The sequence below is a fragment of the Mycolicibacterium lacusdiani genome (assembly GCF_021916785.1).
Classification (GTDB): Bacteria; Actinomycetota; Actinomycetes; order Mycobacteriales; family Mycobacteriaceae; genus Mycobacterium; species Mycobacterium lacusdiani.
In genome coordinates this window covers 391,690-416,410 of the sequence record NZ_JAKCFC010000004.1, presented here as the reverse complement: position 1 = coordinate 416,410, position 24,721 = coordinate 391,690, and the positions used below count along the sequence as shown (strand labels likewise).

Genomic DNA, 24,721 nt, shown 5'->3' with positions numbered 1-24,721 from the left:
CGAAGACGCCGGGTGGTCGGACGCTAGGGCTACCACGTAACCGGGAGTGCGTGGACGCCGTACACGGCTTGGTGTCGCCGGTAGGCGATGTCTTCGAACGGCACCCCGAGCGCCAGATCCGGAAAGCGGCGTAGGAGTGCGGGGAAGGCTATGCGCATCTCCGCCCTCGCCAGCGGTGCACCCAGGCAGTGGTGCACGCCGTGCCCGAACGCGACGTGTCCGGGTGCGCCGCGGCGCACGTCGAACCGGTCGGGGTCGGTGACGAAGTTGGGGTCGCGATTGGCCGCGGGAAGGTAGACGACGACGTGTTCCCCCGACGGGATGGTGTATTCGCCGATGGTGACGTCGCGGGTCGTGATGCGTTCCATCCCGCTGGGCACGATCGACAGCCAACGCATCAATTCTTCGACTGCGGGCTCGATCAATCCGGGTCGTCACGTAGCGCGGCGAGCTGGTCGGGGTGACGCAGCAGAGCCAGCGTGCCCAACCCCAGCATGTTCGCAGTGGTTTCGTGTCCGGCGATGAGGAGCAGGGAGCCGATGCCGACGAGTTCGTCGGCCGACACCTCCGCGCCATGGCTGCGCACCAGCGCGCCCAGCAGGTCGTCGCCGGGATCGGCCTGGGCGATCGCGACCAGGCTTGCCATGTAGCGACGTTGTTCCCTGTCGACCCGAAGCTGTTCGGCGGCACTCAGGGTGGAGTCGACCATCGCTTGAGCGCGCTGCTGGAATTCGTCACGATCGTGGTAGGGCACCCCGAGCAGTTCGCAGATGACCAAGGAGGGCACCGGCAGCGCGAAATGGGTGACTAAGTCGGCGGGTTGGGGCTGGGCGGCGAGGTCGTCGAGGAATCCGTCGACGATCTCGGTGATGCGTGCCTCCAGTGCCGCGACCCGTCGGGCGGTGAAGGCGGACACCAGCATGCGACGCAGCCGGGTGTGCTCGGGTGGGTTCATCTCGAGCAGGTTCCCAGCCCGCATCGCGGCAGCTTCCTCGTCGCTGACAGGGCCGTAGTCGGTGGCCGCAACGGCGAAGTCGGCGCTGTTGGCGAGCACTGTGCGTGCATGCTCGTGGTTGGTGACGACGTACGCCAACTTGGGCGTGGACGAGAACATCACCGGAACTCGCATCAGCAGGCCTCCGTCGCGGGCTCGGGTCAGGTCCACGCCTGGGTCGAACACGTTGTCGCGCTGCAGGATCAGCGGCAGGGGAGAGCTATCGGACATCGTTGGGGTCCTCTCGATCGGCGGTGTGGGGCGGGGGTGAGCATCGTGGTGGTGGTCAGCTCCGTGTCTGACCGCTTCGGCGGCAAGGCGGCGCGTAGCTGTCCAGCGCTGCGCACCGGTCATCGCCAGGGCGGTCAACGCGGGGCCCGGGTGCGGACACGCCGTTGCAAGCGTCTCGGCTGCATCCGAGCGGCGGCGGTGTCGCAGCCGGAATGAGGCGCCACGACACGACGGCCGCGGCCAGGAGTAGCGCCGCGGTTACAGCCGAGGTCATCTGCATTGCGCTCGTGAAGGCGCTCCGGCTGGCCTCGACGATCGGCTCGCTCAAGCTCGGCACTGCATCACCTGCCGCGGTCATGGCCGAGGCGATGGACTCGCGGGCGCGTCCGGCGATGTCGTCCGCGACGCCGGTCGGGAGGGTCAGGTGGCCCCGGTAGAGCGCGGTGTGCAACGAGCCCAGGAGGGCGATGCCCAGGGCAGCACCCAACTCGTACCCGGTTTCCGACACCGCTGCCGCTGCTCCCGCCTGTTCGGCTGGTACGGCGGACACGACCGCATCGGTGGTGACCGTCAGGGCCATTCCGACGCCGAAGCCGGTCACCGCCAGGCCGGCGGCCAGCCACCCGTACCCGGGCACGACCTCGGCCGCGGCGACCGTGGCCACGCCGGCTGCGGCGCACGCCAAACCCGCGCCGATGACCCGCCCGCGACCCAGGCGCGCCACCAGCCAGCCGGCCAGGAACGCGGTGAACAGGCTCGCCAATGTCATCGGTGACTGTGCGATACCAGCGGCAAGGGGCTGCAATCCGCGCACCAACTGCAGGTACTGCGACAGGTAGAACAGCAGACCGCTCAGCGCGAAGATGGCCAGCACGTTGGCGGCCACCGCGCCCGAGAAGGCCTTCGACCGGAACAGTTTCAGGTCGAGGAGTGGGGCCGCGGCGCGACGCTGCCGAGCGACGAACAGCGACCCACATAGAGTCGCGACGGCCGCCGCCACGGCCACGGTGACGTCGAGGCCCTCGCTGGCGAGGAGCTTGATCGCGTAGACCGCGGGAATGATCGTGGCCACCGACAACGCGGCGCCCAAGACGTCCAGCGGCGCAGATTGGGGAGAGCGCGACTCCGGCAACAACCAGGCCCCGGTGGCCAGGAGCAGCACCATCACCGGCATGTTGATCACGAAGACCGAGCCCCACCAGAAGTGTTGCAGCAGAGCGCCACCCACCAGTGGTCCGGCGGCGGCGCCAGCAGTCGCCGCCCCGCCCCACACTGCGATCGCGGTGGTGCGCTGTCGCGCGTCCGGGAACATCGTCCGAATCAGGGACAACGTCGACGGCATCAACGTCGCACCAGCCACGCCAAGCAGCGCACGCGCCGCGATCAACCACGCCGCAGTCGGTGCGAACGCTGCGAGCAGTGACGCCGCACCGAATCCCGCCGCCCCGATCAGCAGAAGTCGTTTTCGGCCGATCCGGTCCCCCAGGTTGCCCATCGTGACCAACAATCCGGCCAGCGCAAAGGAGTACACGTCGACGATCCACAGCAGCTGCGTGGCCGAGGGGTCGAGATCTTCGGCAAGCGACGGCACGGCAAGCGAGAGCACCGTGGCGTCGACGGCCAACAGGAGTACCGCGAGTACCAGGACGGCCAACCCCAGCCACTCCCTGCGACCAGCGGCCCTCGCCTCCCCGTGGTCGCCGATTCGGCCGTCCATCGACCGCTGCTCGTCTGCCATGCCAGTCAACATACCGTCCAGACGGTCGGTTAGCCACCCTCGGCCGGTATGCTCGAGAGGTGACCACGGTGCAACGAGACGCGATACGCACTCGCCGCGCCCTGTTGGAAGCGGCGGAGCATGCGCTGATGGCTCACGGCCCCCAGGTGAGCCTCGAGGTGGTCGCCCGGGACGCCGGTGTCTCCAAAGGTGGTCTGCTGCACCACTTCCGTAGTCGAGAGGCGCTACTGCGAGCGCTGTGCGAGCACTGGATCCAGCAGTACGACGACGCCGTCGCCCGCCACCTCGAACCCGACGACGGCCGACCCGGCCGATTCTGCCGCGCGCACATCATGGCCTCGTTCGATCCGTCGATCGGCGACGGGCCATGGCGGAACGTCGCGGTTCAGTCGGCCCTGCTGGCCATCCCCGGCCTCTTCGAACACGCCCGCATCAATGGCCGCCGGTGGGAAACCGAGATGGCCAGCGACGGACTGCACCCGCAACGGGTGCTCCTCATCGCGCGCGCACTCGACGGCGACTCGATGACCGAGATCTTCGACGCCGACTCCGACGAGAGTCAGAGCAACGAACTGCGGGATCTCCTGCTCGGCCTGACCGAACGCAACGATCCCCTCGTCTGACCCGCGGCTCAATCAGGGGTTAATGCAACGGATTTACCCGCATCGCGCCGCACTTGATCGGTCACCGGGCAGTACGGGCGGCGTCTCGACTACGCCGCGCGGCCGACACCGTCAACCACACCGCCGACACCAGGAAGTAGAAGGCGCCGAATGCGGCGTAGGGCGCGATGTCTGCGACGCTGGGCGTTTCGGGAGCGCCAGCCTGGCGCAGGAACATCGCGCCCGCGGCGGCAGACTGTGCGCCGCTGACGATCATCAGCCACTGGCCACCGACACGCTTCCAACGACGCACCGCCGTGGCGAGTTGCAACAGTCCGGACAGCGCCGCCCACACGCCGAACACCCCCAGGACCGCGTTCATGCTCGCCGCAAGAGCGAAGGCCACTCCAACCGTCGTCACACTGCTGACGACGGTATTGAACGCCTGAGTGGGATTGCGCCGCAGGCCCCCGTTCTGCCGCGCGTCGATCACGTTGGCGACGGCGTCCCATGCCGGGTAGACCATCAGCAGAGCGCCCGCGACGAAGGGCGACATTGTTCCGACGGTCAGCGCAGCAGCCACCCACAGCACCGAGACTGCGCCTCGCAGTGCGTAGTACGACCTCAGCCATCGGTCGGCAGCACTCGCCTCGTCATGAAGCGTTTGATCTGACATGTCTCTCCTCGATGCGTGTAGTCGTTCGACTACACCGTAGTGTAGTCGTGTGACTACAGCAAGCGGAGAGCCCATCGATGCACGCGCACGCATTCGGCCGATCGTCCTGTCGCACGCGGCGGACCTGTTCGCCGAACGTGGACCGGCCGCGACCTCGCTTCGTGACATCGCACAACGCTCAGGGGTCAACGCCGGCTTGATCTTTCGCCACGTCGGCAACAAGGAAGCGATCGTGGCCGCGGTCTTGGACTACCTCGAGCAAGACCTGTCGGCCGCGCGTGACACGGGCATGCCGCGCGACGTCATCGAGGCCCGCGGCGAACGGAGCTGGAAGGTCATCGCCCGCGCGCTGCTGGACGGCTTCGACGTCGGGCGGCTCCAGCACCGCTTCACCAACGTCGAGCAGTTCGTCGCCGCCGCCCGTGATCACTACGACGACGAGTACACGGCCCGGGTGGCCGCCGCCGACGCACTCGCCCTCCGGCTGGGATGGCACCTGTTCGGGTCCTTCCTCAAGGCGGCGACCGGCCTCGACGACGAGGACCCGCGTACCGTCGGCGTCGCCATCCCCGACCCGATCACCGCCCAGCTGAGCGACCCGCGAAAACTAGGGCCCGGGTAGCGGTCACCGCTGCTCGGCCATGCGCAGCCACACTGTCTGGCACGTCTGCTTCGCGTCGTCCAGGTCGTCGATTGAATTCCTTGACGTCTGATAGAAGCTGCGTTCGATCATCCAGCACAGGGCGTGACCGAGCGCCGCGGCGTCTCCAGGTCCGCTCCCCGTCGGCACCCCGGCACGGCGCAGAACCCCTGCGATGGCGTCGGCGAAGACATCGGCTGTGCCCGTCCATAACTGATCGATCTCAGGCACGGTGGAACTTAGGTCGACCGCCGCACGCATCACCAGACCGTGCTCTCGCCACAGCTGCGCGGTGCGTTCCAGCGCGGTAGAGATGACCTCGGCAACCGGTCCAGTCGCAGTCAACGCAGCACCCGACTTCTCCTGCAGGGCCTGCACGGTCCGCGCCACCAACGCAATGAGCACGTCCTGCTTGGAGGCGAAGTAGAAGTACAGGGCGCCGCGGGTCATTCCTGCCGCCTCGGCGATCTCCCCCACCGTCATGTCCGCATAACCGCGCGTCTCGAGCAGCGTCTCGGCGGCGTCGAGTATCTGCCGCTCGCGAAGATCGCCCTTGCGTACGGCTGGCGCAGTTCGGCGTGAGGGCCAGGACTTGGTCACCGTCGTAACCCTAACCCAGCGGTGTCATACGACGGACAGTCGAGCGCCATCATCGAAATCGGTGCTCCGCGAGACGCTTTCCCACCGACGAATGTCTTCGTCGACTGAAGCCCTCGCGACTCCGATCAACTTCAGGGCATCCGAGCCCAGAACCAAGTGCCCTGGCGGTTCGGGGTCGTCCAGGACTGCCAAGATCGCCTCGGATGCCTTCGCCGGGTCGCCGAGTTGGTTGCCGCTGGCCTTGAGGCGTGCAGCCCGAATGGGCTCGAACAACTCGTCGTAGTCTCCGATGGTGCGCTCGGCGCGCGTCATCGAACGGCCCGCCCAGTCGGTGCGGAACGAACCAGGCTCGATCGCCGTGACGTGAATGCCGAAGGCGGCGACTTCCTTGCGGAGGCTTTCGAGCAGACCCTCGACCGCGAACTTGCTCGCACAGTAGGCGGACATACCGGGAACTGCCATGAGGCCACCCATCGACGTCACCGCCATCAGGTGTCCGGCCCGCCGCTGCCGCATGTAGGGCAGCGCGGCCTGCAGGGTTGCCGCGACACCGAACACGTTGGTCGCGAACTGCGCTCGCAATTCGGACAATGGCGTCTCCTCGAAGGTGCCCTCGACGCCGTAGCCGGCGTTGGCGATCACGACGTCGATGGCACCAACAGTCGACTCGACGTCGGCCACCGTGCGTGCGACCGCGGCATCATCGGTCACGTCGAGAATCCGGGCACGAGCACGAGCCGACAACAGGGCTTCGAACGGCTCGACGTCCTCGGGCTTGCGGACGGTGCCGACCACTCGATGGCCGGCGTCCAACGCCCCTGCCGCGAAAGCGCGCCCCATACCGCTACTCACCCCTGTGATGAAGAACGTCTTCATGTTGCCTCCGGCCTTCCGGGCGCCGCGCACCGCGACGCCTTACTCGACATAGTGTCGATCTAAAATCGACGTAATGTCAAGTAGACGGGTCGGCGCGATCGCCTGCTCGATAGTGGGGACGCAGCGCCGCAGCGAGGGCACGATCGAGCGTCCGGTCGGGCATGAACCGCGTGAGGCGGATCAGCGCGGCTTCCCGCCCCACGGTGTAGCGAGTCCGTGGCCGACTGGCCGTCACCGCCTTGGCGATCACCATGGCGGCGGCATCGGCTGACAGGCACGACGTGGTGTGGGAAACCGTCTGTGCGTTCACTGCTCGAACGAGCCCTCCGTAGCGCAGCTGCTGCTCTGGCGTCATGGCTGCGGCGAGGTCGTTCGCGGCGGCCACCGCCCGGCTCGGCATCTCGGTGCTCACTGCGCCGGGTTCGACCACGACGACCTGAACACCGGTCGCAGCGAGTTCCCGCCGTAGTGCATCGCTGACCGCTTCGAGGGCGAACTTGGTGGCGGCGTAGGGACCGTAGGTGGCCATGGCCACCTTGCCGCCCACGGAGCTGATGTTGATCACGCGACCCTTGCTGCGGATCAGGGCCGGAAGCACCGCCTGTGTCACCCCGACGTGGCCGAAGAGGTTGACTTCGAACAACTTTCGCCACTCGTCCATGGGAAAGGCTTCGACCGGCACGTTGACCCCCATGCCAGCGTTGTTCACGACGGCGCGCAGCTGACGACGCTGCGGATCCTGGTCGACTCGGGTGGCAAGCGTGCGGACGTGCTCGGGAATGGTGATGTCGATGAGCAACGGCTCGATTCCGGGCCCGCGGATCGCCTCGGCATCCCGGTCGCGTCGTACACCCGCAAGGACGTGGAACCCTCGGCGAGCCAGCTCGCGCGCCGTGGCTGCGCCGATGCCGGTGGACGCCCCGGTTACGATGACCATCTGTTGACCTTCGGGTGACGGTGTCATCTCAATGACCGTACCCGGTGAGTTGACGCTGTCAACTCAGATGGTGAGGGATCGTGAGTCGCGCCGAATCAGCTGCAGCCACTCGTCGCGCCCTGCTCGGCGAAGCCGCCGAACTGCTCGATGGCGGCGGACCCGACGCAGTCACGCTGCGCGAGGTCGGCGCCCGCGCTGGAGTCAGCCGCGGCGCGCCCTATCGGCACTTCGCCGACAAGGCGAGCCTGCTGACTGCAGTCGCCGCTGAAGGGTGGGAACGTCTCGGCGATCACATGCACGCAGTACACACGGAGCCCGGTCCGTCAGGCACCGACAAACTACGGGCCGCCCTTCTGGGCGTCATCGCCGTCAGCCGCCAGCAGCCGCATCTGTACCAGCTGATGTTCGCCACTCCCACCGGAGATCCGGAGGCGGTGGTCAAGGCGGCGAAGCACCTGTGCGACGAATTCCTTGCCATCGTCGCCGACGTCGTCGGCGAAACGAACGCCGAGCGCTGCGCGGCCATCCTCCTGACCGGCGTGCATGGTGCCGCCGGCCTCGAGAAGAGCGGCCTCCTGCGCACCGACAACTGGCACACGACCGCGGAGGATCTCACCGAGGCCCTGGTCGCCATGATCGGGGACTCTGTCCGACGGGAGTGACTGCCCAACAACGGTTTCGGGATCACACGGCACGGTTTGCTGCGGGCGGGCCGCTTCCGATCACGGGTTCGATCGGCTTCTGCGTCAGTCGGCAGACCCGGCACTGCGTTTGCGCGGCGCAGCGGAGCGGGGCGGGCGGGCGCGCATGTGGTCGCGGGCGCGACTCATCACGTCGCCCAGGGTGCGGACGTCCTGCGCCGAAAGCGATTCGAAGAGCAGTTCGCGTACCACCCGAACGTGGCCGGGGAGCACCTTGGCGACGCGGGCTCGACCCGCCTTGGTGATGCCGACGACCGTGGCACGTTGATCGTCGGGGCTGACGTGGCGAACGATGAGGCCCTCACGCTCGAGCAGCCCGGCTTGATGAGTGAGACCCGAGCGGCTGTAGACCACACCGTCGGCCAGATCCGTCATCGTGAGCTGCCGCCCGCCGGCGTCGGACAGCTTTGCCAGGATTTCGAACTGCACGTGACTCAGGCCGCCCTCGGCCTGCAACTGCTGACGCACCTCGTACTGCAGCAGGCTGACCGCCTCCGTCAGTGCGAAGTAGGTCCGCATTTGAGCGGGATCGAGCGCATTGGCCATGCCCGATGGTATTGCTTCGAGCTGGAAGCATTACCATCGGCGGCTCGATACGGCGAATCAGTCTGCGACGCACGCCTACTCGGCCGGCACGAGGATGGTCTTTCCGTGGAGGCGCCCCCCATCGGATGCGTCGTGCACGTCCGCGGCCTCCGCGAGTGGGCGACGATCGGCGACGTCGATGCGCAGCCGTCCTGCGTCGACGCGACTGACCAGTTCGGCGAGCTGTTCGGCGTCGCTGCGAACGAACATCCGCTGCGTGCGCACCTGGCGCCCCGGGTCGTCGGGCCCCGACGCCATCGTGCCGACGTGAAAGCCACCGTCGGCCACCACGCTGATCAGGGCCTCGGTCTGCTCCGGTGTCGTACTGACCAAGTTCAGGACCACGTCGAACGGCGCGCCCGCGACCTCGATCGGTGACTGCGCGTAGTCGACGTAGTCGACCACCCGGTCTGCGCCGTACCCGTACAGGCGGCCGGCGTCGCGCGACGTGGCGGTCGCGGTGACGACCGCTCCGGCCTCCTTGGCGAGTTGGACCGCATAACCGCCGACGGCACCCGAGGCACCGTTGACGAGGATGCGCTGCCCGGCGGTCAATTCGGCGACCTCGAACAGCGACTGCCAGGCCGTCAGTCCGACCGTCGGGAGGGCAGCCGCGTCGGCCAGAGGCACCGACTGCGGTGCCACCGCAAGCGATTCCGCTGGTGCCAGTGCGTAATCGGCAGCCGCACCGTCGGCATCCAGCGGAAGCATCGCCACGACCGCGTCGCCGACGTGCCATCCCTGCACGTCCGCGCCGAGTTCGGTGATCGTGCCGGCGACGTCGACGCCCGGAACGTGCGGGAAGGCGATCGAGTACACCCCGGCCAGGTATCCCCCGCGGATACCCGCATCGACCGGATTGAACGAGGTGGCGGCGACCCGCACCAGCACCTGTCCCCGGCCCGGTTCCGGCTTCGGGGCCTCGGCGTACTCCAGAACGTCGCTGCCGCCGTACTGCCGGTAGTAGAGAGCCTTCATGATTCCTCCTCGGTCATTGCTTCGAAGTTGAAGCAGCTATGCACTGCACAACCCGCTTCGATGTCGAAGCAATGCCGGAGATGGCTGTGACGACTGTCACATGCCAGTGTCACGCCAGGCAGGTCAGGCGGGCGGCACCCGTGCCATCAAGTCGCCGAGCGCGACGAGGTCGAGGAACGCGGTCGCCTTCACCACCCGCTCGTCACGCATCGTCAGCGCCCACGAGTAGGTGTTGACGTAGGGGCGCCCATCGCGGGCCGTCGCCGTGCCCTCCCAATTCGCAACGACCACATCGTCTTCCGCGACGAGTTGGCGGACGTTCGCCTGGATCGGTTCGCTCAGTCGCGATTGGATGGGCCCTGCGCCGTCGCGCAGGAACTCCGACCGGCTCGTGTACGTCGTCGGCTCGACCGCTCGCGCCACGGTCCACTGCACGTCCTCGGCCAGGATCGAGAAGAAGCCGTCCTCGCCGCCCACCCCGCGAGCGAAGGCGTCGCGCACGACCTGGACATTGCGCTCCTGCTGCCCGGAGCGGGCCGCATCCCCGGTGTCGCCTAAAGCGCTGCACCCGATCAGCATGGTCGTTGCCAGCGCAGCACTCGCAACGGTGATGACCCGACGGGGGCAGCGCGTGAAGGACCTCATGCCATCGAACGGTAGGGACGCCGACGCCGCTCGGGCAGGGCCACTTCTTCCTAGGACTAAGTAGTCCCCCTTGGGCGTGCGGCGAGACTCCGCTCGACCCGTCGGGCGACCTCTGCCGAGAGATCGGCGGCCGAGACGTCTCGAGCCGTGGAGAACGCCATCATCGCCGTGCCTCGCAGGAGTCCGATGATTGCGAGGGCGGCGAGGTCGGCATCGACGTCGGGATCGATGGACCCGTCATCCACTCCCGCCCGGATCTGCTGGGCGAGGTGATCACGAAACGCGTTGTCGCGTTCGGCGAACAACGACGCAAGCGACGGGTCGAGATTCGCCGATTCAGTCCACATCTTCAGGAACGCCTCCGAGCGTGGCGACCTGTCGTGCATCCCGCCCAGGTACGCCGCGACGAACTCGGTCAGACAACCCAGGCCCGTCGCCGAATCGGCAGGCACGTCGAACTGCTGGGTGTGCCTGATGAGTTCCTCGAGCAGCCGCGCCTTGCTCCCGAAGTGGTGGTTGACGATGCCGCGGCTGTACCCAGCGGCCTCGCCGACGGCAGCGAGCGAGACCGCGCTCGAGCCGTGCTGGGCGACCAGAGACGTCGCGGCGTCGAGCACGCGGCGCCGCGTCTCGGCGCGGCGTTCCGCCTGGGTGCGCCGGGTCAGCGGCGTGTCGTCCATGGCGGTCATTGTCCATCGTCGGACGCTTGTCGGAGCACAGCGGTAAGTTGCGTGTCGTATAGCAAGTAACAACGACCAATGGAGAAAGTCATGGCTCTCTTGAACCCAGCCGACCTCGAACGCTTCGTCTCCGACGATCCCAGTGGGCCGGTGATCATGCTGAACCTGATCAGGTTCACGCCGGGTGGCGAGGCCAAGTACCGGGAGTACATGGAGAAGTTCAGCAGCACCGGCGTGAACGAGCGGTACGGCGTGACGATCGTCTACGGCGGCATCGGACACACGTCGCTCGTCCCGGCCGAGGGCGGCGATTGGGACCTGGTGGCTCTGGTCAGCTACCCCAACCGGCAGAACTTCGTCGACATGGTCAACGACCCCGACTACCAGGCGTTCGAGCACCTGCGCGCCGAGGCGGCAGCGACCGCCGTCCTCCAACCCACCACCCCGGCCTTCTGAGGCCGTCAACCGTCGCTCGCGATGTTCAACGCCGGTGACCGCGAGGTGGAACTTACCCGTGAACGCGGCTGGCCGGTGTGCCACGCCACCGTGGCCGGACGGTCCGATCCCCTGTCGGCGGTGGTGATCCGACCGCAGGGATATCCGGACAATCCGGCCCAACTTCTCATCCACCGAAAGCCGGCCGGGGATCGATGGGCCGAGGTTATGGTCGCTGCGGTGCGTAGCACCTGATCACCGTTTCGGATGGGGGCAATCGGGCGTGGCTGAGACGTTGCACGTAGGTCGAGTCGGGAGATTGGCGGCCGCACTCGGCATCGGAGCGGCAATCCTCTACGGCGGCTGTGGAATCGCTGCGGCCGACGCCACGGATTCCTCCGGTGCCGAGTCGTCGTCGAGCGCGCCCGCCTCCAGTGCATCCGCGTCCGGCGCGACGGCCCCGGACCCATCGCCATCGGCGGACGACGCGTCCGGGGTGGTTGCGGACACGCCGTCGTCGACCGCCGACTCCCCGGCAGCCACGCCGTCGCCCTCGACGCACGCGGCAACTCCCGGCACCGTCGTCGGCACCGGCGGTGCCCACACAGGCTCGTACTCGACGTCGACGAAGGACCGCTCCGCGACACGCATCGAGTCCGACGACAGCCGGACTGATTCCAAAGGCATTGCATCGCAGAAGGACTCGATCCGCCACGAAGACCCGGCGACGGAGGCGGCCCCGGACGACGGCCCGTCCGCGCCGACCGAGTCCCTCGCCGCGCTGAGTCTGGCGTCGACCGCGCGCAAGGAGACGACGACCTCCGAGTCGCCTGCCGTGGTCGCCGCGCCGGTGAGCACCACCGCCGTTCCGGCCGCCGCCCTCGCCGCGCCGGCCGTTCCCGGCCCGCCGGTCGTCAGGATGCAGACTGCTCCGCTCGAGTTCCTGCAGTACGTCCCGATCATCGGACCGGTGTTCGTGACGCCGGTCGTCGCCGCCATCCACCAGATCCCAATCATCGGCGACGTCATCCACCCGTTCGTCGGGTATCCGGTGCGACCGGGGACGCCCGGTGCCCCGGTGTCGCGGGACGTGCTGCTGACGTCGTTCGACGGGACCCAGATCTACGTGCACTTCATGCCGGCCAAGGGACTTCGGGCGGGACAACGGGCGACGACGGTCCTGCAGGGGCCGGGCCTCGGAATGCCGGGTGCGACGAACCTCGACGGCACGATCCTCGATGGAATCCTCACCGACAACCTCGGTGCCGTCGGGGTGGGCGCCCTGCGCGCCGCCGGCTACAACGTGGTGACGTGGGATCCGCGCGGTGAATACCGTTCGGGCGGAACGTTGGAACTCGATTCACCGAATTTCGAGGCCCGCGATACCTCGGCCATCATCAGCTGGGTGGCCACCCTGCCCGAGGTCCAGCTCGACGCCCCCGGCGATCCGCGGATGGGCATGGTCGGCGCGTCCTACGGCGGCGGCATCCAGTTCGTCACCGCGGCCACCGATCATCGCGTCGACGCGATCGTGCCGACCATCGCGTGGAACAGCCTCAACAGCTCGCTCTACAAGAGCCGGGCGTTCAAGAGCGGATGGGGCACCCTGCTGACCGCGGCACTGCTGCTCACCAACGCCCGTCCGAACCCCGCCGTCTACCCGGCGGCGATCTACGGCAACCTCACCGGGACTCTGACCCAGGAGCAGCAGGATCTGCTGTCCGAGCGCGGACCCGGTGCGCTGCTGGGCAGCATCACGGCACCGACCCTGCTCATCCAGGGCACCGTCGACACGCTGTTCTCCCTGCAGGAAGCGCAGGCGAATGCCTTGGCACTGATGGCCAACGGCGTCCCCACCAAGGTGCTGTGGTTCTGCGGTGGCCACGGGGTCTGCACCAACAACCTGTTCGATCCCACCGACGGCCAGGTGATCACCGCGCAGACGCTGGCGTGGCTGGCTCATCACGTCAAGGGCCAGCAGGACGTGTCCACCGGTCCGCAGTTCGAATGGGTCGATCAACGGGGCCAGTACTTCTCGTCGACCACCTACCCGGCCACACCCGCCGCCACGATCGTCGCGTCCAGCAGCGGAGCGGGCGCACTGCCGCTGATCCCGCTCATCGGCGGCTCCGGTCCCCTGCTGTTCGTCCTCCCCATCGGAGGCACCAGGGCGATCAACGCCTTCAACCTCACCACCCCGGCGGCGACGCAGACCACCTACGTGGTGGGCGAACCGCAGCTGACCCTGACGTACTCGGGAACCGGAACGAGCCGGCACGTCTTCGCGCAACTGGTCGACGACGCGACCGGAGCCGTGCTCGGCAACCAGGTGACGCCCATTCCGGTGACCCTCGACGGGCAGAGCCACACGGTCACGATCCCGCTCGAGCAGGTCGCGCACACGTTGAGCGCCGGCCAGACGCTGACGCTGCAGGTGGTCGCATCGACCGCCAACTACGAGAACTTCGGCTCGTTCGGCGTCCTCAACGTGGCCAACCTCGGCGTGTCCCTGCCGACCATCACCGACGCCGTGGCCAGGAACGACTCCCGGTTGTCACTGTCGGCGTAGCAGGGTCAGGCGAGCCGGGTCACCAGCCCCTTGTCGCCGTCCACCCTGACCCGATCACCAGTCTTGAGCACCTGCGTGGCCACCAGCGTGTTGACGACGCAGGGCAGCCCGTACTCCCGCGCTACGACCGCGCCGTGCGACACCGAGCTCCCGATGTCGGTGACCAGCGCCGCGATCACCGTGAAGTACGGCGTCCAACCCACGTCGGTGACGGGTGCGACGAGGATCTCGCCGGGCTGCACGTCACGGGCATCGACGATCGACTTCGCCACGCGGACATTGCCTTCGGCAGACCCACGGCTGGCCGGCCTACCCATGATCTGGTCGGCGTCGAGGGTGCTCGGGGGCCGCCGGACGATGGGCTCGGGCCGTCCCACCGCGACGTCCTCGAACTCCAGTGACTGCTGGAATGGCAGCGCATCCCGGCGCTGCCGTGCGAGCCGAACCAGGTCGTCGATGTCGGATTCGCCCACGAGACGGGGCAATTCGGCACGATCGAAGAAGAACACCAGATCGGCGTCCGGCAGGCGCCCACTCTCGGTCAGCACTTCGCCGAGGTGGCGGTAGCCGAGCTTGAGGCGATGGGCCATCAGCGCCATCTTGGACTTGGTCTCCTCGCGTCCACGGGCTCCGCCCTGGGCCAGGCGTGCCAGCAGTGCCACCGTCCGCGACTCGGGCACTTCGACGTGCTTGCGAGCCGCGCCCGAGGCGCTGGAGCTTCGGGCTGACTGCAGCATGACTTGCATCATCGACCCGAGTCCTTCGGCATCCTCGGCCCAGGCGGGATCGCGCATGCACAGTTCGCGATAGCCGCGGTGCCCGTGTCGAACGAGGAACTCCCGCAACCTGACACCGCCGGGACCGTCCGTGCTGCGCACGTGGGTTACGGCATCCGCCGGCGTCGCAGCGAGGAACCGTTCGGCGGCCACGTCGTCGGTGGCGATCGCCCGGACCACCGCGTTCAGTTCGTCGACCATCACGGCGCTCTCGACGTCGGCGGCGCCTGCCATGAGCCGTGCCGCCTCGGCCTGACCCTCGTTCTCGTCACGACCCGCCTTGACGGCGGCGCGCATCATGTAGCTTTCCAGTACGTTCGCGCCCACGGCAGCGCGCGACGATGACCGCACGTGGACGAGTGTGACGTATCGGTACAGGTCGACGCCCGATTCCAGCTGTCGCAGAACCTGTTTGGGATCACGACCCGTCGGGATCTCGAACGCGGCGATCCGCTCCCCGAGCTTGCGGATCGCAGGCCCGGCGAACAGCGAGTACGACGTCAGCCGAATCGTGTTGACGAGCTTGGGAAGGAACGGTTTCGGCGGTTTGGGTTCCAGTTCGTCGATCACGCGGCCGCAGATCGACATGGAGAACTGCTCCAAAGAGTTTCCGAGGATGCCCGAACTCAGCGCCGTACCTTCGGTCATGTTCAAGAACATGTGCCCGTAGAAGTAGCCGACCTGCAACCATGGCTTGTCGTAGCGTTCCTGCGCGCGCGCCACCACCTGCGTCATCTGCATCGCGTAGTCGATCGCGTGCCCCGACACCGATGCCGTCAGCGGACAGAACGCCCCCGGCATCATCTCCCCGATGTTGCACCGGGTGTAGATGTGTGTCGGTCCCGCCAACGGGGTGTCCATCTCGTTGAGGTCGCCAGGCAGGGTGGTGATCGGCCGGGCCTGCAGCCACCACAGCTGCCCGCGATCGTCGATCGCCCACTCCAGATCCATGGGCCTGCCCCAGTGCTGCGCGGCACGCAGTGCGCCGGCGCGGATGTGGGCGACCTCCTCGTCGGACAGCACGGGGACGTCGCCGACCTCGCGCACCGCCTGTGTCCCGTCCGACGTCAAGACGAGATGGTCGGAGACGGCGGACCCGTCGACGAGAGCTTCGCCCAGTCCGGCGATCGCGTCGATCACCACGAGATCCCTGCGGCCGGACGTGGGGTCCGCGGTGAAGACCACCCCGGCTGCGCGCGCGTCGACCATGCGCTGAACGACCACGTGCATCGTGACCGCACCGCTGTCGGCGTCGTCGCCGACGTAGGCGGAGGCTCGTTCGGACCCGACGGACACGGCGCACTGCCGGACGGCGGCGGCGAAGCCCTCGGCGGAGTCGACGCCGAGCACGGTGTCGTACTGTCCCGCGAACGAGTGCTCAACCCCGTCTTCCCCGGTGGCCGAGGACCTGACGGCAACCGGTGCTGCATCGATCGCCTGCAGCTGGGCGAAGCGGTCCGTCACCTCGTCCGGCAGGGGATGCTCGGAGGCCCGCGCGATGACGAAACCCGTTGGTACGGGTAGCCCCAGACGTGTCAGCTCGGCCAGACCCAGCGCTTTCCCGCCGAAGCGGTCGTCGACGACGTCGGTGAACTCGATGGTCGTGGTGTGCATCCGTCAGCCCAACGCGTCGATGATCTCGGCCAGCGCCTCCACGGCGATCGGCCCGGGTTGATAGAGGCAGATCCGGTCCGACACGCCGTCGACCCGATCGGCGATGTGTGCGGCCACCTCTTTCGGGGTACCGCACGCAGCGATCGTGTGGAGCACCTCGTCGTCGATCAGCGTGGCCATCTCCTGCCACCGGCCCTGCTTGGACATGGCGTTCAGCTCGGGCTGCAGGTCACCCCAGCCGTGTGCGTCCAGCACCGGACGGTAAGCGGGCGTCGAGCCGTAGAACGCCAGGAGCATCCGCGTCGACGTGTGGTCTTCACCGACGGACACGATGATCTCGGGCACCACCGCGAAGTCGTCGGCGTTGCGGCCGGCGGCCGCCAGCCCCTCGCGAACGGCGGGCATGGTCTTGTCGTGCAGGAACCGCTTCGACCCGAACGGCATCACCAGCAGTCCGTCGGCGACTTCGGCCGTCGCCCGGGTCATCCGCGGACCCAGCGCACCGAGGTAGATCGGCGGCGGCCCAAACGGGTTGGGTCCAGGGTTGAACGTCGGCGTCATCAAGGTGTGCCGGAAGTACTCGCCACGGAAGTCGAGTCGCTCGCCATCGTTCCAGGCGGCGAAGATGGCCCGCAGAGCGCCGACCATCTCCTTGATCCTTGCCACGGGGTGGTCGAACTCGCTGCCGTAGCGCTTCTCGATCTGCGCGCGCACCTGGGTGCCGAGACCGAGGATGAATCTCCCCTCGGAGAGTTCCTGCAGGTCGTTGGCCTGGTGAGCGAGCTGTATTGGATTGCGGGGCAACGCGATCGCCACGTTGGTCATCAGGTCGAGGGGCTTGACCGTCGACGCCAGGACCAGCGGGGTGAAGACTTCCCGCGGCCCTTCGAAGGTGAACACGCCCGATGCCCCGGCTTCGCGCAGCAGCGCCGCCCGTTCGACCGCGTCTACCGGGCCGAACAGGGCTGTCATGACCTTCACGACGGGTCTCCCGCCAAGACGTCGGTCCAGTCGTTGAATCCCGATGGGTGGTGCGGACCGATGACGGCGTGCTCGAACAGGCCGACGCCGTGCTGCGTGCTCCCGTCGTCCTCGGTGCAGACGGCACTGCCGACGTGGTCGATAAGGCTGAAGGGAGCTCGCGCCATGACGTCGGGGTTGGTCATGTCGTAGGACACGCGTTCCGACGACGCCTCGCCCTTCCACGTGCCGTGTGACCAGGAGGAGTCGCCGCCGTACCCGGAGCCGAAGGCGATGGGCGCGAACAGCTTCGACTCGACGTCGAGCCGAAGCCGACCACCCGACCGCGTCATCATCTCGATGTGTGCGCCATGGGGAATCCTGGTGCCCGGCGTGTAGTGCACCGTCGCGCGCACGCCGTCGAGCTGTTCGACCCGGCCGTCGCGCCAGCGGCGGGTGCAGTCGTACAGGCTGCGATGTCCATCCGGGTCCTCCTGGATGATCAGGAAGATCTGGTAGTCGTCGAAGGCCAGTGGCAGGTAGAGCCACCACATTCCGCGGAATGCCGTGTCCGGCCGACCGGACGGTTCCGCCTCGCCGATGGGCCGGATGCCCCATGACCTGTCACGGTTCCCCACCGAACTCGTCGAGTCGACTGACAGTCGATCCCCGTCGACGTCGATCCAGCCCTCCCACGTGCCGAGCTGAGCGAATCGACACGCCTGCAACGTCACTCGTCGCTCCGAATACATCTGGTGCGGGTGTTCCAGCGCTGCAGGGAACGAGCCTCGCCACCGCAGGTCAGCCGAGATGCCCTCGGTCTCGGCCACGGTCAGGTGCAACTCCTGCAGGGGTTCGACGACGTCGAGCCGGTATCCGTTGACGTGCTGGTCGAGACGGTCGCCGTCGATCGCGTCGCTGAAGCGGACGGCGGTCTGCACGTCATCGCGACGGATCAGCAGGTAGGCGTCCTTGACGCCGAGCCGGGGGTAGTACCCGATTCCGGTCAGGGCCATGAACCGGCCCTCCTGGTCGAGGACGTTGAAGTACGAACGATCGTAGAAGTTGCGGTCCGAGGTCGCGGGGGCGCTGATGGGCACGGGCGCCTGGTGGATCGGGTACTCGTCGAGCGGGCTCAGGAACACGACTCTCCAATAACGATACGATGCGGGTTATATTGGAATCATGAGAACAGATCGGTCCGGAGATGACAAGGGACCGACCCGTCCGTCTGCGGGACGTCCGCGCGACGGCAAGATCGACGCCGCGATCGTGCAGGCCACCCGCGACCTGCTACTCGAGTCGGGCTATACCGCGCTGTCGCTGTCGGCCATCGCGGCACGCGCCGGGACCACGACCGCAGCCATCTACCGGCGCTGGTCGGGCAAGGCACAGCTGGTGCACGAGGCGATCCTGCCCGCCGAGGTCATGGCCATGCCGAGTGCGTCTGGTGACGTCGAGGGCGACATCCGGGCGCTGGTCGAGGCCACCCGCACCATGTTCGACCGCCCGGAGGTCCGCATCGCCCTGCCGGCGTTGATCGCCGACACCGTCGCCGATCCGGACGTGCACCGCAGGATGACCTCGCGCTTCGCGGAGAGTCTCGCAACCTTCCGAACCAGGATGGACCCGGGGTCCGATCCAGGCGGCGACGTGCGCGATGACGGTGGCGACCTACCCATGCTGGCCGAGGTCGTCGTCGGTAGCGCGATCTTCCGCATCATCGTGCGGCACGACGCGCCACTGGACGAAGCGTGGGTGGACGACCTGACGACGCTGATCAGCTCGGGCTGGACGTCCCTGTCGCGGGGCAGGTAGGCCGACGCCGTTCGGCGTCGGCCTACCCGTTCCTAGCCGGCTATGAGTTCTGCTGCGCGTTCGGCGATCGCGTAGACGGTCGCATTCGTGTTGGCCGAGATGCTGGTCGGCATCACCGACGCGTCGGCGACTCGCAGTCCCTCGACTCCGTGCACGCGAAGGTCGAGATCGACGACGGCCATGTCGTCGGTGCCGATCCGGGCGGTACCCGCGTAGTGGAAGTACACGAGCAGACTGCGCTTCAGGTAGTCGCGCACGGATGCCGCGTCGTCGACGTCGGGGCCGGGTTGCATCTCGGTACCGCGCCACGGGGACAGCGCGTCGGCGTCCCCGATCTTGCGGGCGATTTCGAGCCCCGCGGCCATGACGTCGACGTCGCGCTCGACGCCAAGGTAGTTCGGATCGATCAGCGGGCTGACGGTTGAGTCCGAGCTGGCCAGCCGGACATGCCCCCGGCTCATCGGTGTGATGGCGGAGAATCCGATCGCATAGCCGGTCTCCGGTCCCGACAGCGACGGGGTTCGGTACGGCGCGGCGATGAGCAGCAGCTGCAGATCCGGTCCGTCGGTGGCGTGCTCGGTCTCGATCAGGCCGATCGCCTGGCCCAGCATGTTGTCCGGATTTCCGGGAAGGTCACCGGCCGCGCTATAGACCACGGTCGACATCGGATGATCGTGGAGGTTCGCGCCGACACCAGGCAGATCGACGACGACGTCGACCCCGACGTCCCGCAGATGATCGGCGGGCCCGATGCCCGATACGAGCAGCAGGTGAGCCGATCCGATGGCACCAGCGGTCAGGATGACCTCGCGCGTGGCCCTGGCGACGATCGATGCTCCTGCACAGTCGAATTCGATTCCGGTGGCGACGCCGTCGTCGACGATGACGCGGCGCACGTGTGCGTCGGTCACCGTGCGCAGATTCGGCCGGTCCATTGCGGGTGTCAGATACGCGTCGGCTGCGCTCTGTCGTACGTCGTTCTCGATGTTGCCGTCGGTGAGACCGAAGCCGCTCTCGAGACCGCCGCTGATGTCGCGTGCCGTCTCGAACCCCAGTTCCGTTGCCGCATGGAGACCGGCGAGCACCACTGGGCTCGGGTTCGCCGTTGGGCCGACGGACAGCGGGCCGTCGAACCCGCGGTTCTCGGCATTGCGCCCACGAGCCGTTTCACTTCTGCGGAAGTACGGAAGTAGGTCGTCATAACTCCACCCCTTCGCGCCCTGCTCAACCCAGGGGTCGTAGCTCGCCCGGTGCCCCCGGGCGAAGATCATCCCGTTGATACTCGACGAGCCACCGAGTGTGCGTCCCCGCGGCGCAGGGATCGCAGTGGCCGAGAACTCCTGTGCGACTGTCATATTGCCCCAATCGGCGGTGGATCCGATCAGTGCGGGCCAAGCGCTCGGTGAAGGCATCTCGGGGAGGGCTTCCCGGGATCCTGCCTCGACGAGGAGCACAGAACGGTCGATGTTCTCGGACAGCCGCGCCGCGATCACGCTTCCCGCGGTGCCGGCGCCAATGACGATGTAGTCGAATTCTTCTGATAATTCGGGTGTTTGATCCATGGCTCAACAGTGGCGTCGAGCCTGCCCTGATTGTGTTCAGTATCTGGACACCGCGGGTGACGGTCGACACTCAGCCGGAGATGCCAAAGTCGCGCATTCGCTTGTACAGGGTGGTGCGGCTGATGTTCAGGGCTCGCGCTGCGGCGAGCTTGTTGCCCTGGTTGCGCACCAGTTCGTCTTCGATCGTCGCTCGGAGTACGGCATCGAGCGCGCTGAGCTGTGGCGTCCCAGCGCGGGCGTGCAGTCGGCCGAGGTCCTTGTCCGTGACGTCTCCGACAGACCGCAGTCTGGCGGCAGCACGCACCTCGGCTTCCAATTCGGAGATGTTCCCCGGCCAGTTGTGGGCGAGCAGCGTACTGATGGCACCGGGCGTGAAGTGGACGCGAGATCCCATCGCCTCGAGCATGTTGAGGATGAGTCCGGGAATGTCGTGCTTGCGCAACCGCAAGGGCAGCAGTTCGAGACGGGTGTGGCAGGAGTCGACGAGCTGAAACACTTCCGGCGACAACCGGTTCAGCGGACCGCTCGACAGAGCGAACCACGCAGATGTTCGCTGAGTCACAGCGAGCATCTCCGTCGCGAGCATCGGCGACAGCAGATGTACGTTCTCGACGATCACCGCACGCTCTGCACGGTGCAGTGCGTCGCCGACGTCCTGCAGCCACTGCCCCTCCGATTGGTAGAGCAGGTTCACCGCGTCGAAGGTCAAGGCGTCGGTCCCGGCCATCAGCTCCCGCAGCAGTGTCGTGCGTCCCGTGCCGGGCTCGCCTACGACGCTCATCGGCCGTCGATGCCTACGGGTCTCCGTCACCTGGCGGTGAATGCTCTGGTTCTTCGATCTCGGGTGAGCGCGGTTGTCGATGGCGCCTTCGGCAGGGTCGCTCGAGGGACTCAGTTCGACGACGATCCCCCCGTTGGGCGCGCTGCGGGTCCAGCGCAGAGTCACCGGACGACCCGAGTTCAGCGTGTGCGTACGCATGTCGCCGGAGTCGGCGCTGGCGCCCAAGGTAGCCAGCGCGGCGAAGTCGACGCCGTCGAGCTGTGCGATCGCGGTTGAGTTCGCGAGTACGACGTCGTTGGCCATCGCGACGACGGGAGCGTCGCGATGGCGCGCGGATGCGCGTTGGAAGTCCGCGAAGAGCACCTGTTCGACTCGCGGTGACTGCTCGAGAAGTCTCCCCTCGATGTCACGTGCGGCCTGTTCCAGGATTGGCTGAAACAGCGGATTGTCGTCCGCTACGAAGAAGGTGAGACACAAGACGCCCTCGATGCGACGCGTCATCGGGTGCAGTATGGGATAGCCGTAACAGCTGAATTTCTTCATCGATTCGATGAAGTGCTGGTCGCCGTATACGGCGAGCGGGGCACGCAGCTCGTGGACGGTAGCGACCGCGTTCGTCCCGGACGTCTCCTCGCTGAAGGCACGCCCGAGGACTGCACCGTTCAGGGTGACCGCGTCATCGATTTCGGAGGTCCCGTACCGCAGGTCGACGAACCGGACCTCACGGTCGGTGAGCATCACACAGCAGTGCGTGCCTTCGAGGATCGCCGCCAAGCGGCTCATCACCGGTTGCGCTGCGGTGAGCAGCTTGCCAGTCGGGTCGACTACGGACGCGTCACCGAGCCGCGGACGGTGGCCCGGTTCTAGGCCACTCAACCGGGCGCGACGCCACGCGGTCGCGATGTTCTCCGGTTGCGTCGCCGGCGCCGGGCTCGTCACGCGGGCATTCAGGGCGACACGGACGCGAGGCTTACCTGCACGATTCCATCGTGGGGCCTGACCGGCGCGATGGCAATCGCAGAAGACGAGCCTCGGGTCAGCTGAGGCCGAGCTTCTCGGCGAGGTCGAGCACGGCCTCGGCGCGCGCCCGGGTGGGGCCGACGCTGCCGTCGTACGCTCCGGTCGGCGCGTCCAGGCGGGCGAGCGTGGCTCGCGCCTCGTCGATCTCGATCGGGGACGGGCTCAGCAGACTGTTGATCGTCTCGGCGTGGGCGAGGTCCAGACACAGCCGTCCGGTCATCCCGGCGGCCTTGGCGACCGCGGTTTCCCGTGCGAGGTGGCGCGTCTGATCACGCAGGGTCGGCCCGTCGATCGGGGCGGGCAGTCCCGCGGCGCGGCTGGCGATCACCAGCCGTGCGCGCGCGTACGCCAGTACCGTCGGGTCGGCGCTCATCCCGGTGTCGCGACGGAAGTCCCCGACGCCGAACGCGATTCGAGAACAGCCCGGCGCCCGTGCGATGTCGGACGCGGATTCCAGGCCCAGCGCGGACTCGACCAACGCCACCAAAGGCGTACCGGCAGGCAATCGTTCGGCGGTTGCGGCGACGTCCTCGGGGGATTCGGCCTTGGCCAACATCACGCCGGCGAGCCCCGGCGCATCGGCCAGCGCGGCCAGGTCGGCCGACCACTCGGGCGTGCTCCAGCTGTTGATCCGCACCCAGGCCGACGAACCACCGTCGAGCCACTCGGCGACCGATCGGCGCCCGGCAGGCTTCTGCGCGTCGGGCAGTCCGTCCTCGATGTCGAGCACCACCGCGTCGGCGCTACCGGCGGTCGCCGCCTCGTAGGCATCGGCGCCGTCCGGAATGCCCGGCTGCAGCAGCCAGGTTCGGGCCAGCGACCAGTGCGGCTTGCGGAGTTGCTCCGCTGCCTGCGGTGAAACGGTCACGTGATGCCCTTCGATTGGTGGTGTCACATTCATCGTGGGGCCTTCGCAGCGGTAGCGCCAGGTTGTGCTCGTTTAGTTCACGCGATCGCCCATTCACGTGAAGGGTTCGAGGGCAACGCGCCCCCACGCGACGAAGGCGAACGCGCCGATGAACGCGACGTCGCCGAGCATGTAACCCCATTCGCTCCGGCGGAAGCGCGTGGTGGCTGCGCCTGCCATGAACAGCATCAGGCCGGTCGCCGCGAACGGCACCAGAATCGGCGCGACGTTCCACAGCGCAGGCAGGACCAGTCCGAGTGCGCCGACCAGCTTGATGGATCCGATCGCCTTGAGGTGCAAGGGCGTGAAGTCGTCGACCCAGTGCTGGTTCGCCCCGAGGGCCCGATACCGGGTTCTGCTCATCAGGAGCAGGCTGGCGCCCCCCGCCGCGAAACCGACTGCCAGCGCACCGGTAACGATCCAAAGTGCTGTATTCATTCTCCCGCTTCCTGTGGTTACCTCAGTCCGTGCGGACTCGTCAGGAGTAATGACGGATACCGCCGAAGCGAGGTAACGAAGTGAGCAATGAGGTCGGCAACGAGCAGCTGTTCGAGTCGCACCGGGAACGCCTACTGGCGATTGCCCGCCGGGTACTCGGCTCGCACGCCGACGCCGAGGACGCGGTTCAAGAAGCGTGGCTGCGGTTCTCCCGGCAGGACACCGAAGCCATCGACAACCTCGGTGGCTGGCTCACGACGGTGGTCGGGCGCATCTGCATCGACATGTTGCGCTCCCGCGCAGCCAGACACGAGGTCGCCTTCGACGACGGCTTCCCCGAACTCGTCGTGACCGAGGACGTCGACGCGCCGGAACAGTCCGCGGTTCTCGCCGACCTGGTCGGTGTCGCCCTGTTGACGGTGCTGGCTTCGCTCAAGCCGGAGGAACGTCTGGTGTTCGTGCTGCACGACATGTTCGCCGTTCCCTTCGCCGACATCGCCACGATCGTCGGCAGGTCGGTGGGAGCGACGAAGATGGCCGCCAGCCGGGCGCGACGCAAGGTGCAGGAGGCGCCGACGAACACCGCTTCCCGTGAGGCGCTTCAGGAGCAACGGGCCGTCGTGGATGCATTCCTGCGGGCCGCCCGAGACGGCGACTTCGACGCCCTGCTCGACGTGCTGGCGCCAGACGTCACGTGGGAACACCACACCCCACGCGGACTGACCGTCACGGTCGGATCCGCCGCCGTCACCGATGCAGTACGACGGGGCGGGAGCGCACACGTGACCGCTCGGCGAGTCTCGGTCAACGGGAAGCCGGGCATCGCGGCATGGGGAGCCAGGGGCAAGCCGGTGAGCATCATGGTGTGCACCGTGGCCGACGGGCGGCTGACGGCCATCAGCTCGATCGTCGACCCCGCGCGTTTGGCGACCTTGGATCTGCCAAGGCCGTAGTCAGA

25 protein-coding genes are annotated in these 24,721 nt (G+C 67.5%); 7 read left to right on the top strand and 18 right to left on the bottom strand.

Annotated elements, in window-relative coordinates; genetic code table 11:
* Positions 1 to 29: 29 nt before the first annotated feature.
* Genes LOK44_RS30125 through LOK44_RS15615 form a run of 3 tightly spaced genes read right to left on the bottom strand, consistent with a single transcriptional unit; the run spans position 30 to position 2,963 of the window.
* Entirely contained in the window at positions 30 to 425 is a 396-nt protein-coding gene (locus tag LOK44_RS30125) for a cytochrome P450 (protein ID WP_372481248.1), read from the bottom strand.
* On the bottom strand, positions 422 to 1,225 hold the full coding sequence (locus tag LOK44_RS15620) for a cytochrome P450 (protein ID WP_372481247.1): 804 nt from the start codon (positions 1,223 to 1,225) through the stop codon (positions 422 to 424). The genes LOK44_RS30125 and LOK44_RS15620 overlap by 4 nt, the downstream gene beginning before the upstream one ends.
* A gap of 55 nt (positions 1,226 to 1,280) precedes the next feature.
* Complete coding sequence (locus LOK44_RS15615; RefSeq protein ID WP_237570958.1) at positions 1,281 to 2,963, bottom strand: MFS transporter; 1,683 nt, start codon at positions 2,961 to 2,963, stop codon at positions 1,281 to 1,283.
* A gap of 59 nt (positions 2,964 to 3,022) precedes the next feature.
* Between LOK44_RS15615 and LOK44_RS15610 the strand changes: the two genes are divergently transcribed.
* Positions 3,023 to 3,586 carry a TetR/AcrR family transcriptional regulator gene (locus tag LOK44_RS15610; protein WP_308192752.1) on the top strand — a complete coding sequence of 188 codons (564 nt, stop codon included), beginning with the start codon at positions 3,023 to 3,025 and terminating at the stop codon, positions 3,584 to 3,586.
* A 61-nt stretch (positions 3,587 to 3,647) separates the two neighbouring features.
* On the opposite strand, the gene LOK44_RS15605 is transcribed toward LOK44_RS15610, so the two are convergent.
* The gene (locus LOK44_RS15605; RefSeq protein WP_237570956.1) at positions 3,648 to 4,241 is read right to left on the bottom strand and encodes a DUF308 domain-containing protein; all 594 of its coding nucleotides are present in this window, start codon (positions 4,239 to 4,241) and stop codon (positions 3,648 to 3,650) included.
* A 49-nt stretch (positions 4,242 to 4,290) separates the two neighbouring features.
* Between LOK44_RS15605 and LOK44_RS15600 the strand changes: the two genes are divergently transcribed.
* Entirely contained in the window at positions 4,291 to 4,863 is a 573-nt protein-coding gene (locus LOK44_RS15600) for a TetR/AcrR family transcriptional regulator (protein WP_237570955.1), read from the top strand.
* 3 nt (positions 4,864 to 4,866) lie between these two features.
* Here LOK44_RS15600 and LOK44_RS15595 read toward each other — a convergent pair whose 3' ends face one another.
* From LOK44_RS15595 to LOK44_RS15585, 3 genes are all read right to left on the bottom strand, one after another.
* A complete protein-coding gene (locus LOK44_RS15595) occupies positions 4,867 to 5,481 on the bottom strand; it encodes a TetR/AcrR family transcriptional regulator (protein ID WP_237570954.1) in 615 nt (204 codons plus the stop codon).
* A gap of 24 nt (positions 5,482 to 5,505) precedes the next feature.
* The gene (locus tag LOK44_RS15590; RefSeq protein ID WP_283817839.1) at positions 5,506 to 6,357 is read right to left on the bottom strand and encodes an oxidoreductase; all 852 of its coding nucleotides are present in this window, start codon (positions 6,355 to 6,357) and stop codon (positions 5,506 to 5,508) included.
* 76 nt (positions 6,358 to 6,433) lie between these two features.
* Positions 6,434 to 7,294: an SDR family NAD(P)-dependent oxidoreductase gene (locus tag LOK44_RS15585; RefSeq protein ID WP_237570952.1), complete on the bottom strand. Its 861-nt coding sequence runs from the start codon at positions 7,292 to 7,294 to the stop codon at positions 6,434 to 6,436.
* An 80-nt stretch (positions 7,295 to 7,374) separates the two neighbouring features.
* Here LOK44_RS15585 and LOK44_RS15580 point away from each other — a divergent pair, with 80 nt between their 5' ends.
* Positions 7,375 to 7,956: a TetR/AcrR family transcriptional regulator gene (locus tag LOK44_RS15580; RefSeq protein ID WP_237570951.1), complete on the top strand. Its 582-nt coding sequence runs from the start codon at positions 7,375 to 7,377 to the stop codon at positions 7,954 to 7,956.
* 84 nt (positions 7,957 to 8,040) lie between these two features.
* Here the strand turns inward: LOK44_RS15580 and LOK44_RS15575 are convergent, their stop codons facing one another.
* The 4 genes from LOK44_RS15575 to LOK44_RS15560 form a co-directional block, all read right to left on the bottom strand.
* The gene (locus LOK44_RS15575) at positions 8,041 to 8,541 is read right to left on the bottom strand and encodes a MarR family winged helix-turn-helix transcriptional regulator (RefSeq protein ID WP_237570950.1); all 501 of its coding nucleotides are present in this window, start codon (positions 8,539 to 8,541) and stop codon (positions 8,041 to 8,043) included.
* Between the two features lie 75 nt (positions 8,542 to 8,616).
* Positions 8,617 to 9,558 (bottom strand): NADP-dependent oxidoreductase, encoded by a 942-nt coding sequence (locus tag LOK44_RS15570; RefSeq protein WP_237570949.1) that lies wholly within the window; start codon positions 9,556 to 9,558, stop codon positions 8,617 to 8,619.
* Between the two features lie 123 nt (positions 9,559 to 9,681).
* Positions 9,682 to 10,203 (bottom strand): nuclear transport factor 2 family protein, encoded by a 522-nt coding sequence (locus LOK44_RS15565; RefSeq protein ID WP_237570948.1) that lies wholly within the window; start codon positions 10,201 to 10,203, stop codon positions 9,682 to 9,684.
* 56 nt (positions 10,204 to 10,259) lie between these two features.
* Positions 10,260 to 10,892, bottom strand: coding sequence for a TetR/AcrR family transcriptional regulator (locus LOK44_RS15560; RefSeq protein WP_237570947.1), 633 nt, complete (start codon positions 10,890 to 10,892; stop codon positions 10,260 to 10,262).
* 81 nt (positions 10,893 to 10,973) lie between these two features.
* On the opposite strand from LOK44_RS15560, the gene LOK44_RS15555 reads away from it, so the two are divergent.
* On the top strand, positions 10,974 to 11,339 hold the full coding sequence (locus tag LOK44_RS15555; RefSeq protein ID WP_237570946.1) for a DUF1330 domain-containing protein: 366 nt from the start codon (positions 10,974 to 10,976) through the stop codon (positions 11,337 to 11,339).
* 298 nt (positions 11,340 to 11,637) lie between these two features.
* On the top strand, positions 11,638 to 13,887 hold the full coding sequence (locus LOK44_RS15550) for a S15 peptidase family protein (protein ID WP_237570945.1): 2,250 nt from the start codon (positions 11,638 to 11,640) through the stop codon (positions 13,885 to 13,887).
* Positions 13,888 to 13,892: 5 nt separating this feature from the next.
* Here LOK44_RS15550 and LOK44_RS15545 read toward each other — a convergent pair whose 3' ends face one another.
* Genes LOK44_RS15545 through LOK44_RS15535 form a run of 3 tightly spaced genes read right to left on the bottom strand, consistent with a single transcriptional unit; the run spans position 13,893 to position 18,382 of the window.
* Entirely contained in the window at positions 13,893 to 16,277 is a 2,385-nt protein-coding gene (locus LOK44_RS15545; RefSeq protein ID WP_237570944.1) for a PEP/pyruvate-binding domain-containing protein, read from the bottom strand.
* A 3-nt stretch (positions 16,278 to 16,280) separates the two neighbouring features.
* Positions 16,281 to 17,258 carry a TIGR03617 family F420-dependent LLM class oxidoreductase gene (locus LOK44_RS15540; RefSeq protein WP_237570943.1) on the bottom strand — a complete coding sequence of 326 codons (978 nt, stop codon included), beginning with the start codon at positions 17,256 to 17,258 and terminating at the stop codon, positions 16,281 to 16,283.
* On the bottom strand, positions 17,255 to 18,382 hold the full coding sequence (locus LOK44_RS15535) for an Rv3169 family protein (RefSeq protein ID WP_237570942.1): 1,128 nt from the start codon (positions 18,380 to 18,382) through the stop codon (positions 17,255 to 17,257). The genes LOK44_RS15540 and LOK44_RS15535 overlap by 4 nt, the downstream gene beginning before the upstream one ends.
* A gap of 40 nt (positions 18,383 to 18,422) precedes the next feature.
* Between LOK44_RS15535 and LOK44_RS15530 the strand changes: the two genes are divergently transcribed.
* On the top strand, positions 18,423 to 19,055 hold the full coding sequence (locus LOK44_RS15530) for a TetR/AcrR family transcriptional regulator (RefSeq protein WP_237570941.1): 633 nt from the start codon (positions 18,423 to 18,425) through the stop codon (positions 19,053 to 19,055).
* Between the two features lie 32 nt (positions 19,056 to 19,087).
* Here LOK44_RS15530 and LOK44_RS15525 read toward each other — a convergent pair whose 3' ends face one another.
* From LOK44_RS15525 to LOK44_RS15510, 4 genes are all read right to left on the bottom strand, one after another.
* A complete protein-coding gene (locus LOK44_RS15525; protein WP_237570940.1) occupies positions 19,088 to 20,617 on the bottom strand; it encodes a GMC family oxidoreductase in 1,530 nt (509 codons plus the stop codon).
* Positions 20,618 to 20,687: 70 nt separating this feature from the next.
* Positions 20,688 to 22,337, bottom strand: coding sequence for an AAA-type ATPase lid domain-containing protein (locus tag LOK44_RS29975; protein WP_237570939.1), 1,650 nt, complete (start codon positions 22,335 to 22,337; stop codon positions 20,688 to 20,690).
* A gap of 97 nt (positions 22,338 to 22,434) precedes the next feature.
* Complete coding sequence (locus tag LOK44_RS15515) at positions 22,435 to 23,286, bottom strand: HpcH/HpaI aldolase/citrate lyase family protein (RefSeq protein WP_237570938.1); 852 nt, start codon at positions 23,284 to 23,286, stop codon at positions 22,435 to 22,437.
* Between the two features lie 93 nt (positions 23,287 to 23,379).
* The gene (locus LOK44_RS15510) at positions 23,380 to 23,763 is read right to left on the bottom strand and encodes a DoxX family protein (RefSeq protein WP_283817823.1); all 384 of its coding nucleotides are present in this window, start codon (positions 23,761 to 23,763) and stop codon (positions 23,380 to 23,382) included.
* A gap of 80 nt (positions 23,764 to 23,843) precedes the next feature.
* On the opposite strand from LOK44_RS15510, the gene LOK44_RS15505 reads away from it, so the two are divergent.
* Positions 23,844 to 24,716, top strand: coding sequence for a sigma-70 family RNA polymerase sigma factor (locus tag LOK44_RS15505; protein WP_237570936.1), 873 nt, complete (start codon positions 23,844 to 23,846; stop codon positions 24,714 to 24,716).
* Positions 24,717 to 24,721 lie beyond the last annotated feature (5 nt).

Coding starts and splice junctions, on each gene's coding strand:
- LOK44_RS15620 (WP_372481247.1), bottom strand. CDS start 1,225: ATGTCCGATAGCTCTCCCCTGCCGCTGATCCTGCAGCGCGACAACGTG.
- LOK44_RS15530 (WP_237570941.1), top strand. CDS start 18,423: ATGAGAACAGATCGGTCCGGAGATGACAAGGGACCGACCCGTCCGTCT.
- LOK44_RS15585 (WP_237570952.1), bottom strand. CDS start 7,294: ATGGTCATCGTAACCGGGGCGTCCACCGGCATCGGCGCAGCCACGGCG.
- LOK44_RS15560 (WP_237570947.1), bottom strand. CDS start 10,892: ATGACCGCCATGGACGACACGCCGCTGACCCGGCGCACCCAGGCGGAA.
- LOK44_RS15510 (WP_283817823.1), bottom strand. CDS start 23,763: ATGAATACAGCACTTTGGATCGTTACCGGTGCGCTGGCAGTCGGTTTC.
- LOK44_RS15525 (WP_237570940.1), bottom strand. CDS start 20,617: ATGGATCAAACACCCGAATTATCAGAAGAATTCGACTACATCGTCATT.
- LOK44_RS15555 (WP_237570946.1), top strand. CDS start 10,974: ATGGCTCTCTTGAACCCAGCCGACCTCGAACGCTTCGTCTCCGACGAT.
- LOK44_RS15590 (WP_283817839.1), bottom strand. CDS start 6,357: ATGAAGACGTTCTTCATCACAGGGGTGAGTAGCGGTATGGGGCGCGCT.
- LOK44_RS15545 (WP_237570944.1), bottom strand. CDS start 16,277: ATGCACACCACGACCATCGAGTTCACCGACGTCGTCGACGACCGCTTC.
- LOK44_RS15570 (WP_237570949.1), bottom strand. CDS start 9,558: ATGAAGGCTCTCTACTACCGGCAGTACGGCGGCAGCGACGTTCTGGAG.
- LOK44_RS15565 (WP_237570948.1), bottom strand. CDS start 10,203: ATGAGGTCCTTCACGCGCTGCCCCCGTCGGGTCATCACCGTTGCGAGT.
- LOK44_RS15605 (WP_237570956.1), bottom strand. CDS start 4,241: ATGTCAGATCAAACGCTTCATGACGAGGCGAGTGCTGCCGACCGATGG.
- LOK44_RS15575 (WP_237570950.1), bottom strand. CDS start 8,541: ATGGCCAATGCGCTCGATCCCGCTCAAATGCGGACCTACTTCGCACTG.
- LOK44_RS15615 (WP_237570958.1), bottom strand. CDS start 2,963: ATGGCAGACGAGCAGCGGTCGATGGACGGCCGAATCGGCGACCACGGG.